Genomic DNA, 14,067 nt, shown 5'->3' with positions numbered 1-14,067 from the left:
GGCGAAGCCTCCGGGCCGTTCGACTTGCAGGACGATCCGTTGATTCGCGGGCGACTGGTGCGGTTGGCCGACGATCACCATGTACTGTTGCTGACCCTGCACCACATCATCTCTGACGGTTGGTCGATGGGGGTTTTGACCCGTGAACTGATGGCGCTGTATCAGGCATTCAGTCACGGCCAGCCGGATCCACTGCCGCCGCTGGCGCTGCAATACACCGACTACGCGGTGTGGCAGCGGCGCTGGCTCAGCGGCGAGGTGCTGCAACGCCAGAGCGATTATTGGCAACGGACTCTCGCTGGCGCTCCGGCGCTGTTGATGCTGCCGACCGATCGGCCGCGCCCGGCGCAGCAGGACTATGCCGGCAGCAGCGTTGCCGTCGTGCTCGACGAGCGACTGAGTGCCGGGCTCAAAGCCTTGGGCCAGCGCCACGGCGTGACCCTGTACATGACGCTGATGAGTGCCTGGGCGATGCTGCTCAGCCGCTTGTCCGGGCAGGCGGAAGTGGTGATCGGATCGCCGGTGGCCAACCGCACCCGCGCCGAAATCGAAGGCCTGATCGGCATGTTCGTCAACACCCTGGCGCTGCGCATCGACACCTCGGGCGAGCTGAGCGTCGAAGCGCTGCTGGCACGGGTCAAGGCGCAAACCCTGCAAGCGCAGGCGCATCAGGATCTGCCGTTCGAGCAAGTGGTGGAAATCACCCGGCCCGTGCGCAGCCTGGCCCACAGCCCGTTGTTCCAGACCTTGCTCAGTTGGGATGGCCTCGAAAGTCCGGCGCTGGCCCTCGGCGAACTGACGCTGGAGGGCGTGGCCGAGCCGAGCCACTTCGCCAAGTTCGACCTGTCGCTGAGCCTCAGTGAGTCCAACGGCATCATTCGCGGATCGCTGGAATACGCCACGGCGTTGTTCGACCAGAGCACGGTCGAGCGCTTCGTCGGTTATTTCCAGCGCCTGTTGCAGGCGATGGTCGGCAATGATCAGGCGCTGCTGGAACAGGCGCCGTTGCTGGCGGAGGAGGAACAGCAGCGTTTGTTGGTCGAGTTCAATGCCACGGCGGTTGATTACGACCTTGAGCAGACGATTCACGCCTTGTTCGAGGCGCAAGTGGCGCGCTCGCCGCAGGCAACGGCGATGGTTGCTGATGAACAACCACTGACGTATGCCGAACTCAATGCCCGGGCTAATCAACTGGCGCGGCATCTGCGTGAACTGGGCGTAGGGCCGGACTCACGTGTGGCGATCTGCGTCGAACGTGGTCTGGACATGGTGGTCGGGCTGCTGGCGATCCTCAAGGCTGGCGGCGGTTATGTGCCGCTGGACCCGGCGTATCCGCTGGAGCGTCTGGCCTACATGCTGGAGGACAGCGCGCCGCTGGCGGTGCTGGTGCAGGGTTCGACGCGTTCGTTGCTCGGTGACGTTTCGGTGCCGGTGATCGATCTGGATCAGCCGCACTGGCAGTCGCTGCCAACGGAAAACCTGCATGTCAATGAGCTGACCCCGAATCACACCGCTTACGTGATCTACACCTCCGGCTCCACCGGCCAACCGAAAGGCGTGATCAACGAACATCGCGGGGTGGTCAACCGTCTGCTGTGGATGCAGGACGCCTATCAACTCACCGCCAGCGACACGGTTCTGCAAAAGACCCCGTTCAGCTTCGACGTCTCGGTCTGGGAGTTCTTCTGGCCGTTGATGACTGGCGCCCGACTGGTCATGGCCCGGCCCGAGGGGCACAAGGATCCGCAGTACCTCAGCGACATCATCGAACGCGAACACATCACCACGTTGCACTTCGTACCGTCGATGCTCGATGTGTTTCTCGCTCACGGTGACAGCGCACGTTGCAGCAGCCTGCGGCAAGTCATGTGCAGCGGCGAAGCGTTGGCGGGCAGCGTGGTGCGGCGTTTCAAACAGCAACTGCCGGGCAGCGAACTGCACAACCTCTACGGCCCGACCGAAGCCGCAGTGGACGTGACCGCGTGGAACTGCGCCGGGCCGCTGGAGCAAACCCCGGACAACACACCGATCGGCAAACCGATCGCCAACACCCGCATGTACATCCTCGATGCCCAGCAGCAACCGGTGCCGCACGGCGTGGTCGGCGAGCTGTACATCGGTGGCGTGCAGGTAGCGCGCGGTTATCTGAATCGCCCGCAGCTGAACGCCGAACGCTTCCTCGACGATCCGTTCCAGGGCAATGGGCGGATGTACCGCACCGGCGACGTCGCCCGCTATCTGGCGGACGGCAATATCGAGTACCTCGGTCGCAACGACGATCAGGTGAAGATCCGTGGTTTGCGTATTGAACTCGGTGAAATCCAGGCGCGTTTGACCCAGATTGACGGCATTCAGGAAGCCGCCGTATTGGCCCGCGAGGACGTGCCGGGGGACAAGCGTCTGGTGGCGTACTACACCGGCGCACCGCTGGAAGTCGAAACGCTGCGCAGCCATTTGCTGGAGCACCTGCCGGACTACATGGTGCCCGCGCTGTTCGTGCATCTCGAGGCATTACCGCTGAGCCCCAACGGCAAACTCGACCGCAAGGCGCTGCCGGCCCCCGATCTGGCGGCGCAGTCCGCCCGTGAATACGAAGCGCCGATCGGCGAAGTGGAAACCGCGCTCGCGCAGCTCTGGGCTGAACTGCTCAAGGTAGAGCGGGTAGGGCGCCACGACCATTTCTTCGAACTCGGTGGTCACTCGCTGTTGGCGGTGAATCTGGTGGCGCGGATGCGCCGTGCCGGCCTGAGCGCCGACATTCGCGTGCTGTTCAACCAGCCGACCCTCGCCGCGCTGGCCGCTGCCGTGGGCGGTGAACCGGAAGCCGAAGTCCCGGCCAACCTCATCCCGGCGGACTGCATGCGCATCACTCCCGAGCTGCTGCCACTGGTGGCGCTCGACCAGCCGAGCATTGACCGCATCGTCGCCAGCATCCCCGGCGGCGTGGCCAACGTGCAGGATATTTACCCGTTGGCGCCGTTGCAGACCGGCATCCTCTTTCATCACCTGTCCGCCGCCCAAGGCGATCCGTATGTGTTGCAGGCGCAGTTCGCGTTTGCCGATGAGCAACGCCTGAACAGCTTCACTCAAGCCTTGCAGAACGTAATCCAGCGCCACGACATCCTGCGCACCTCGCTGTTCTGGGACGGGCTGCAAGACCCGGTGCAAGTGGTCTGGCGTGAGGCGCCGCTGGTGTGTGAAGCGCTGGAACTGAATGGCGCGGACGGCGATGTACTCGAGCAATTGCACCGGCGTTTCGACGCTGCGCAGTACCGCATGGCCGTCAATCAGGCGCCGCTGGTGCGCGTGGTGCACGCCTGGGACGCAGACAATCAGCGGGTGGTGGCGTTGTTGCTGTTCCATCACCTGGTCATGGACCACGTGGCGCTGGAGGTGCTGCAACACGAAATGCAGGCGTTCCTGATCGGCCAGCCGCAGCGTCTGGTCGAACCCGTGCCGTATCGCAATTACGTGGCGCACACCCTGTCGGGGCTGAGCGACCAGCAGCACGAAGCGTTCTTCCGCGAGATGCTCGGCGACGTCGACGAACCCACCTTGCCTTACGGGCAGAACCCGGTGCAGGAAGGGCTGGCCACGCAGGCCCGGTTGAGCCTCGACGCCACGCTGAGCCGCAACCTGCGCAGTCAGGCGCGGCGCCTGGGTGTCAGCGCTGCAAGTCTGATGCACCTGGCATGGGCGCAGGTGCTGGGGCCATTGTCCGGTCGTGACGACGTGGTGTTCGGTACGGTATTGCTCGGTCGCTTGCAGGGCGGCGAGGGCGCGGAACGGGCGCTCGGGGTGTTCATCAACACCTTGCCATTGCGCATCGATCTGCGTGCGCACAGCGTCAAGGGCGCGGCCCTGGCGACGCATCAACGGCTGAGCCAGTTGCTGCAACACGAACACGCGCAACTGGCGCGCATCCAGCATTGCAGCGCGATGGCGCCGACCACGCCATTGTTCAGCACTTTGTTCAATTATCGCCACGGAGCCGCGGCGGGTGGCGGTTCTGCCGAGGCCCAAACGGCCTGGCAGGGCATGCAATTGCTTGAGGCCGAGGAACACAGCAACTATCGCCTGACCCTCAGCGTCGACGATCTCGGCGAAGACTTCAGCCTGACCGCACTGGCCGGTGCCGGTATCGATGCACAGCGCATCTGCAACTATCTGCAATGCGCCTTGCACAGCTTGGCGGATGCGCTGGAGCACGCGCCGCATCAAGGTTTCGAGCACCTGTCGATCCTGCCGGACGCGGAGCGCGAGCAGTTGTTGCACAGCTTCAACGCGACCCGCGCCAATTACCCACAGGGACTGACGATTGCCCAGCGTTTCGAGCAGCAAGCGCTTGAGCGACCGCAGGCGCTGGCGGCGGTGTTTGCCGATGCTTCGCTGAGCTATGCCGAGTTGAACCGCCAGGCCAACATGCTGGCGCATCACCTGATTGCGTCGGGTGTACAGCCTGACGACCGCGTGGCCATCGTCGCCCGGCGCGGTCTCGATACGCTGGTCGGGCTAATGGCGATTCTCAAGGCCGGCGCCGGTTATGTGCCGGTGGATCCGGCGCACCCGGCGGAGCGCCTGAGCTATCTGCTGCAAGACAGTGCGCCCGTCGCGGTGCTGAGCCAAAGCGATCTGCGTGAACGCCTGCCGGCATTGACGGTGCCGCTGATCGACCTTGATCTGCGCCAATGGTCAAACGAGCGCATCGACAACCCATCGCTGCCGGCCCTGAGCCCGCAGCATCTGGCTTACGTGATCTACACCTCCGGCTCCACCGGTTTGCCGAAAGGCGTGATGGTCGAGCACCAGACGCTGAGCAACCTCGTGGACTGGCACTGCGCGGCCTTCGATCTGCACGCCGGCAGCCATACCTCGAGCCTGGCCGGGTTCGGTTTCGACGCCATGGCCTGGGAAGTCTGGCCTGCATTGTGCTGCGGAGCGACGCTGCATCTGGCGCCGAGTCACGAAGGCAACGAAGACATCGACGCACTGCTTGCCTGGTGGCGCGCGCAGCCGCTGGACGTGAGCTTCCTGCCGACCCCGGTGGCCGAATACGCCTTCAGTCAGGAGCCGGCGCATCCAACCCTGAAAACCTTGTTGATCGGTGGCGATCGTCTGCGCCAGTTCAACCGTAACCAGCCGTTCCGGGTCGTCAACAATTATGGCCCGACCGAAGCCACGGTGGTGGCGACCTCCGGCCTGATCGAGGCGGGCGAGGTGCTGCATATTGGTAAGCCGGTGAGCAATGCCACGGTGTACTTGCTCGACGAGCACAAGCGTCCGGTGCCGCTGGGGGTGATGGGTGAGTTGTATGTCGGTGGTGCCGGCGTGGCCCGGGGTTACCTGAATCGCCCGGACATGACTGTCGAGCGCTTCCTGCGCGATCCGTTCAGCCGCGTGCCGGATGCGCGCCTGTACCGCACCGGCGACCTTGCGCGCTGGCGCGAGGACGGCACGCTCGAGTACCTCGGGCGCAACGACGATCAGGTGAAAATCCGCGGCGTGCGTATCGAGTTGGGCGAGATCGAAACCCGGCTCAATCAGCTCCCCGGCGTCCAGGAGGCGGTATTGCTGGCCCGTGAGGACGAACCCGGTCAGCCACGGTTGGTGGCGTATTACACCGAGCAGGGCGCATCGTTGAGCGTCGCTGATCTGCGCGCGCACCTGCTCACGCAATTGCCTGAGTACATGGTGCCGGCGGCGTTTGTCCGGCTCGACGCGTTACCCCTGACCGCCAATGGCAAGGTTGATCGCAAGGCATTGCCGAAACCTGACCTGACTGCGCTATTCACCCGCGAATACGTCGAACCGCAAGACGCGCTGGAAACCGCGCTGGCGCAGATCTGGGCCGAGGTGCTGCAGGTCGAGCGGGTTGGCCGCCATGATCATTTCTTCGAACTCGGCGGCCATTCGCTGCTGGCCATGCGTATGGTCGCGCAAGTGCGTCAGCAACTGGGGCTGGAACTGGTGCTGGCCGATCTGTTCGCCAACCCTGAACTGGCGGCGGTCGCCGAGTGCCTTTGCGTAGCGCAGGTCAGTAGCCAACCGCAGATCGTAGCGGTGCCGCGTGACGGCACGCTGTCCTTCGCCCAGCAACGCCTGTGGTTCCTCGCGCAAATGGATGGCGGCAATTCGGCGTACAACATTCCGCTTGGCCTGCACCTGCGCGGGCAGCTCGATGTCGAAGCCTTGCAGCGCGCGCTGACGCAGATCGTTGCGCGGCACGAAACGCTGCGCAGCCGTTTCGTCAGCGTCGACGATCAGGCGCAGGTGACGATTGCACCGGTCGATAGCGGTCTGCTGTTGCAGGTGGAAGACCTGCGCCAGGATTCACAGGCCGAAGCCACGGTGCAGGCACTGCTCGCGCAGGAAGCCGCGACTGCCTTTGATCTGCAGCACGATCCACTGATTCGCGATCGCCTGATTCGTCTGGCTGACGATCATCATGTGCTGTTGCTGACCGTGCATCACATCGTCGCCGATGGCTGGTCGATGGGCGTGCTGACCCGTGAGCTGATGGCGCTGTATCAGGCCTTCAGTCACGGTCAACCGGATCCATTGCCGCCGTTGACGCTGCAATACGGCGACTACGCCGTGTGGCAACGGCGCTGGCTCAGCGGCGAGGTGCTGCAGCGGCAAAGCGATTACTGGCAGCAGACCCTCGACGGCGCGCCGGCGTTGCTGACCCTGCCCACCGACCGTCCGCGTCCGCCACAGCAGGACTTCGCCGGCAGCAGCGTCGAAGTACGGCTCGACGAGCGTCTGAGCACCGGGCTCAAAGCCTTGAGTCAACGGCACGGCGTGACCCTGTTCATGACCCTGATGAGTGCCTGGTCGCTGTTGCTGAGTCGGTTGTCCGGGCAGTCCGACGTGGTGATCGGCTCGCCGGTGGCCAACCGCACCCGGGCCGAGATCGAAGGTCTGATCGGCATGTTCGTCAACACCCTGGCGCTGCGCATCGACACCTCGGGCGAGCCGAGCGTGGCCACGCTGTTGGCGCGGGTCAAGGCGCGTACGCTGGAGGCGCAGGCGCATCAGGATCTGCCGTTCGAGCAAGTGGTGGACATCGCCCGGCCGGCGCGCAGTCTGGCGCACAGCCCGTTGTTCCAGACCACGCTGAGTTGGGACAGCAACGTCGGGCCGAACCTGGCGCTGGGCGATCTGCGCCTCGAAGGTGTGGCCGCGCCGGGCCGGGTGGCCAAGTTCGACCTGACCCTGACCCTGGGTGAGGTCAACGGGGTGATTCGCGGATCGCTGGAATACGCCACGGCGTTGTTCGATCAAGCGACCGTCGAGCGTTATGTCGGTTACTTGCAGCGCCTGCTGGCGGCGATGGTCAACGATGAGCAGACAGTGCTGGAGCGGGTGCCGTTACTCGCCGAGTCTGAGCGTCAGCGCTTGCTCTACGACTTTAACGCCACCGCACGCGAATACCCGCAGGCCCTGACCGTGCACGGGATTTTCCAGCAGCAGGCAGCGGCGCATCCCAAGGCGGTGGCGGCGGTGCACGGCGAGCATTCGCTGAGCTACTTCCAGCTGAACGCCCAGGCCAACCGTCTGGCGCATCACTTGATCGCCCAAGGCGTGCAGCCGGGCGACCACGTGGCGATCCTGTTGCCGCGTTCGCTGGAACTGCTGGTGGCGCAACTGGCAATTGCCAAGTGTGCGGCGGCCTACGTGCCGCTGGACATCAACGCGCCGAGCGAGCGGCAGGCGTTCATGGTCGAAGACTGCCACGCGGCGGCGTTGCTGACCCTCAGCCGTGAAGTCATCGACTACGCTGCGCCGCGCATCGACCTCGACCGCTTGACCCTCAGCGGCCAACCGACGCACAACCCGAATCTGGCGCAGTCCTCGGAGGCGCTGGCGTACATCATGTACACCTCCGGCTCCACCGGCACCCCGAAAGGCGTGATGGTGCCGCACCGCGCTATCGGCCGCCTGGTGCTGAACAACGGTTACGCCGATTTCAATGCGCAGGATCGTGTGGTGTTCGCCTCCAACCCGGCCTTCGACGCCAGCACCATGGACATCTGGGGGCCATTGCTCAACGGCGGACGTGTGGTGGTGATTGATCACCAGACTTTGCTTGATCCGAACGCCTTTGGCCGCGCGTTGAGCGCAACCGGGGCAACGGTGCTGTTCGTCACCACCGCACTGTTCAACCAGTACGTGCAGCTGATCCCGCAGGCGCTCAAGCGCCTGCGCATTCTGTTGTGTGGCGGTGAGCGTGGCGATCCGGCGGCGTTCCGTCGACTGCTGGCCGAGGCCCCGGCGCTGTGCATCGTGCATTGCTACGGTCCGACCGAAACCACCACCTACGCCACCACCTTCGAAGTTCACGAAGTGGCGGAAAACGCCGAAAGCGTGCCGATTGGCGCGCCGATCTCCAACACCCAGGTGTACGTGCTCGACGCGCATCAGCAACCGGTGCCGATGGGCGTGACCGGCGAGTTGTACATCGGCGGGCAGGGCGTGGCGCTGGGTTACCTGAACCGCGCCGATCTGACCGCCGAAAAGTTTCTGCGTGATCCGTTCAGCGAGCAACCGGGCGCGCGGCTGTATCGCACCGGCGACCTCGCACGCTGGCTGGCCCCGGGGCAGCTTGATTGCATCGGGCGCAATGACGATCAGGTGAAGATTCGCGGTTTCCGTATCGAGTTGGGCGAAATCGAAAACCGCCTGCTCAACTGCCACGGGATCAAGGAGGCCGTGGTGCTGGCGCGCCGCGATGGTCAGGACATCACCCGTCTGGTGGCGTACTACACCGCGCACGCCGGCCGCCTGGACAGCGCCGACCTGCACGCGCAGTTGCTGGCGCGACTGCCGGAATACATGGTGCCGAGCGCGTGGGTGCAATTGGAGGTCCTGCCGTTGAACAACAACGGCAAGGTCGACCGCAAGGCGCTGCCGGCACCGACGCAGGCAGCGATGCTCAGCCGGGTGTATGTCGCGCCGATCTCGGCGCTGGAACACCATTTGGCACGGATCTGGGCTGGCTTGCTGCAGCTCGAACAGGTCGGTCGTCACGACAGCTTCTTCGAACTGGGCGGGCATTCGTTGCTGGCGATGCGCATGCTGTCGCAGGTGCGCCAGCAGTTGGGCGTCGAACTGACACTCGCCGAGCTGTTCGCCAATCCCGAACTGGCCGCTGTCGCCGAGGTGCTGAGCCGGGCGGGGCGCAGCACCTTGCCGGAGATTTTGCCGGCACCGCGTGATCAGCGATTGCCGCTGTCCTTCGCCCAGCAACGCCTGTGGTTCCTGGCGCAGATGGATGGTGGCCACAGCGCCTACAACATCCCGGTCGGTCTGCGCCTGCGCGGTCGACTGGATGAAGACGCGCTGCAACGGGCACTGGCACGCATCGTCGCGCGTCATGAAACCCTGCGCAGCCGCTTCAGCCAGCTCGACGATCAGCCGCAGGTGCTGATCCTGCCGGCCGAGAGCGGTCTGTTGCTGCCGGTAGAAGACCTGCGCCAGCACCCACAGGCTGACAACGCCTTGCGTGGCCTGATCGAGGAGCAGGCCTGCGCCTCGTTCAATCTGCAGCACGATGCGCTGCTGCGCGGACGTCTGGTGCGTCTGGCCGACGACCATCATGTGCTGTTGCTGACGCTGCACCACATCATCGCCGATGGCTGGTCGATGGGCGTGCTGACCCGCGAGCTGGCGGCGTTGTATCAGGCGTTCAGCCGTGGCGAGGACGATCCGCTGCCGCCGCTGGCCCTGCAATACACCGACTACGCGGTGTGGCAACGGCGCTGGCTCAGTGGCGAGGTGCTGCAGCGCCAGAGCGATTACTGGCAGCAGACGCTGACCGGCGCGCCGGCCTTGCTGACCCTGCCCACTGACCGTCCGCGTCCGCCGCAGCAGGACTATTCCGGCAGCCGCGTCGACATACTGCTCGATCAACACTTGAGCGCCGGTTTGAAAGCCTTGTGTCAGCGTCGCGCGGTGACGCCGTACATGGTGATCATGAGCGCCTGGGCGATGTTGCTCAGTCGTTTGTCCGGGCAGAACGACGTGGTGATTGGCTCGCCAGTGGCCAACCGCACCCGGGCCGAGATCGAAGGCCTGATCGGCATGTTCGTCAACACCCTGGCGCTGCGCATCGACACCTCGGGCGAGCCGAGCGGCGAGACGCTGCTGGCGCGGGTCAAGGCGCAGACTCTGGACGCTCAGGCGCATCAGGATCTGCCGTTCGAGCAAGTGGTGGACATCAGCAAACCAGTCCGCAGTCTGTCGCACAGCGCGCTGTTCCAGACCATGCTCAGTTGGGACAACAACGACGATCCGAGCCTGACCCTCGGCGACCTGACCCTGGAAGGCGTGGCCGGCGAGAGCCATTTTGTGAAATTCGACCTGTCGCTGAGCCTTGGCGATTCGCCCGACGGGATTCGCGGTTCGTTGCGCTACGCCACGGCCTTGTTCGATGAGGCGACGGTGCAGAGTTTTGTCGGCTACTTCCAGCGGCTGCTGGCGGCGTTGGTCAACGATGATCAGGTGCTGTTGACGCAGGTGCCGTTGCTGGCGACGGATGAGCGTCAGCGCGTGCTGGTGGATTTCAACGCCACCGAAGTCGATTGTCCGCTGGAGCAACCGTTGCACGGCTTGTTCGAAGCCCAGGTGCGGCGCAAACCGGACGCTGTCGCGCTGCAATCCGCACAGGGAAACCTGACCTACCGCGAGCTCAATCAGCGCGCCAATCGCCTGGCCCGGCACCTGCGTGCACAAGGTGTGCAACCGGATGCACGGGTGGCGATCTGCGTCGAGCGCGGGTTGGATCTGGTGGTCGGTCTGCTCGGCATTCTCAAGGCCGGTGGTGCTTATGTGCCGCTGGACCCGGGGTATCCGGTGGAGCGTCTGGCCTTCATGCTCAAGGACAGCGCGCCGACCGCGGTGCTGGTGCAGACCGCTACTCGCGGGTTGTTCGATGACGCGGCCGCCACGGTGATCGACCTTGACCGCAGCACTTGGCAGCACCTGCCGGAACATGATTTGCAGGTGCCTGGTCTCAGCGCCTCGAACCTCGCTTACATGATCTACACCTCGGGTTCTACCGGGTTGCCGAAAGGCGTGATGATCGAACATCGCAGCGCCTGCAACATGGTGCATTGGGGTTCGGTCATTTCCCCGCCAACCGAGCACGGTGCGCTCCTGCAAAAAGCGCCGTTCAGCTTCGACAGTTCGGTGTGGGAGATCTTCTGGCCGCTGTGTTCCGGCATCCGCCTGGTATTGGCGCGGCCGGATGGCAACCGTGATTCGGCGTATGTGGTGCAGACCATTCGCGAGCAGCAGGTCACCGTAGTCAAATTCGTTCCTGCGCTGTTGCAGCAGTTCATCGAACAGGACGATGTCGAGCAATGCACCAGCCTGACCGATGTGCTCAACGGTGGTGGTGAACTCAGTGCGGCGTTGGCGCGGCAGGTGCGCGATCGCCTGCCGTGGGTGCGTTTGCACAACGTTTATGGCCCGACCGAAACCACCGTGGACAGCACCGGCTGGACGCTGGAGCCGGACGTGCCGGTGCCGGACAACGTGGTGCCCATCGGTAAGGCATTGAGCAACACCCGTCTGTATGTGCTCGATGCCTACGGTCAACCGTTACCGCACGGCGTCAGCGGTGAGTTGCACATCGGTGGCGTCGGCGTGGCGCGGGGTTATCACGGTTTGCCGGAGATGCAGGCCGAGCGCTTCATCGACAGCCCGTTTGTGCCGGGGGATCGGCTGTATCGCACCGGCGATCTGGCGCGCTACAACAATCATGGGGAACTGGAATTTCTCGGCCGCAACGACTTCCAGATCAAGCTGCGTGGCTTGCGTCTGGAGCCGGGAGAAATCGAGGCAAGGTTGATCGAACATCCAGCGATTCGCCAAGCGGTGGTGATGGTGCGCGATGAGCGTCTGGTGGCTTGGTACACCGTGCGCGCCGGCATCGACGCCCCGTCACTGGAAACCCTGCGCGCGCATGTGCTGGAACGTTTGCCCGAGTACATGGTGCCGGGCGCGTTCGTGCGACTCGACGCCTTGCCACTGACACCAAACGACAAGATCGACCGCAAGGCCCTGCCGGAACCGGGGGCCGATGCCGTCATCAACCGGCCTTACGTGGCGCCCGAGGGTGAAGTCGAAACCACGCTGGCGCAGATCTGGGGCGAGGTGCTCGGCGTCGAACAGGTGGGCCGTCACGACAACTTCTTCGAGTTGGGCGGGCATTCGTTGCTGGCGGTGAAACTGGTCAATCTGCTGCAACGGGCCGGGCTGCCACTGTCGCTGGCCGAGCTGTTCCAGCACCCGAGCATCGAGTCTGCCGCTGCGCTGCTCAGTCAGGACGAGGCACTCAGTCAGCCCGACGGGCTGGTCGTGGTTCGTGCCGGGGCGCACGGTACGCCGCTGTTCCTGCTGCATGAATTCAGCGGTCGCGACGTGTATTTCCCGACGCTGGCCCAGCACATCGGTGGCGAGTTCCCGATTTACGGCCTGCCCGGCGTGCCGCTGGGGCAAGCGCCATTGCGCACGCTGGAGTGCATGGCGCAGCGCATGGTCGGAATCATCCGTTCGGTGCAGCCACATGGGCCGTATCGTCTGGCGGGCTGGTCGTTCGGTGGGGTGCTGGCGCATGAGGTCGCGCAGCAATTGCTTGGCCTCGATGAACCGGTGGAGTTTATCGGCATGCTCGACAGCTACGCACCGAATTCGCTGGCTCAGGACAAGGCCATGTGGAGCGGCGAGGGCCTGGACAAGCGCCAGTTACTCGGCCATTGCCGTGGCCGTTCGCTGATGCTCGGTGCTGAAAGCGAGGCAGCGCTGGCGGCGGTGCAAACGCTGGAAGCGCACGTCGAACAACTGGACTTCCCCGAGCTGTTCCAGCGCTGTCAGGCGCAACAACTGACCGACCCGGAACTGGCCACGGTCAGCGCGGCGGACGCCTGGCATTACTTTGATCGCGAAGCGGCGCATCGTCTGGCGCTGGCGCATTACCGGGTCAGCCCGGCGAGCCAGACGATCCATCTGTTCCGTGCACAGGAGTTGATGGACGGCCAGTCATTGCCGAGCCCGACACGCGGCTGGGAAGAGCGCTTCGACATTGGCTTGCTGCGTTGCATCGACATCCCCGGCGATCACCGGACCATGATGAAGCATCCGCACATTCAGGCACTCGGTCAGGCCATTACCGGGGCGCTGGAAACCCTGGTGACGCCGCAGCCGACACTGTATCAACCGCTGCTGACGATTCAGACCGGGCAGCCGGGGCATGCGCCGATTTTCTGCGTGCCGGGGGCGGGTGACAGTGTCACCGGGTTCATTCACCTGACCGAGGCCATCGGCCCGGAATGGCCGATCATCGGCTTGCAACCGCGCGGGCTGGACGGCGTCAGTGTGCCCCACAGCGCGGTCGAAGCCGCTGCCGCGTTCTACCTGCGGGCCATCGAGCAGATTCACCCGCAAGGGCCGCTGCACCTGATCGGGCATTCGTTCGGCGGCTGGGTCGCGCATGCCATGGCCGCGCAATTGCAGGCGGCCGGGCGCGAAGTGGCGTCGTTGACCTTGATCGACAGCGAGGCGCCGGGCTGTGACGGCACGGCGGGCAAACCGTATACCGCGACTGCCGCGCTGCAACGGCTGATCGACACCCTGCAGTTGTCCTGTGGCAAATCGCTGGGCATCGATCCGGCGACCTTCGCCAACGCCGATGACACCACGCAACTGCGCCTGCTGCACGAAGGCATGGTGCGCGCCGGGGTGTTGTCGGAGCGCGCGGCACCGGACGCGATGCACGGCCCGGTCCGCACATTCGCCAGCGCCTTGCGCACGGTCTATCAGCCGCGTCTGGCCTACAGCGGGCCGGTGCGGCTGGTGCTGGTCGATGACCCGACGCTGGACGAGTGGGGCAATCAGCGCGAACAGGCGGCGATGCTCGAAGGCTGGCAGCGGCAGGTCAGTGATCTGGCGGTGTGGTACGGGCCGGGCAACCACTTCACGATTCTCAAGGCGCCCAACGTCTTCAGTTTCGCCGCGTGGTGGCATGACGGCCTGGCGCTGGCGGTCGGCGAAGCGCTGTCCTGA

At 64.7% G+C, this 14,067-nt stretch carries 1 protein-coding gene (only partly in view); it reads left to right on the top strand.

Features of this window, described 5'->3' with window-relative positions; all coding sequences use genetic code 11:
• Positions 1 to 14,067, top strand: the 3' portion of a protein-coding gene (locus ACYZUM_RS13520) for a non-ribosomal peptide synthase/polyketide synthase (RefSeq protein WP_142579998.1). Its footprint begins 3,756 nt before the window's first position; only the last 14,067 of its 17,823 coding nucleotides appear in the window; the start codon falls outside the window, past its left edge; the stop codon is at positions 14,065 to 14,067.

The organism is Pseudomonas sp. m6p, assembly GCF_055760375.1.
Note: the sequence above shows the minus strand (reverse complement) of the source record. Positions and strands in the feature narration are given on the sequence as shown.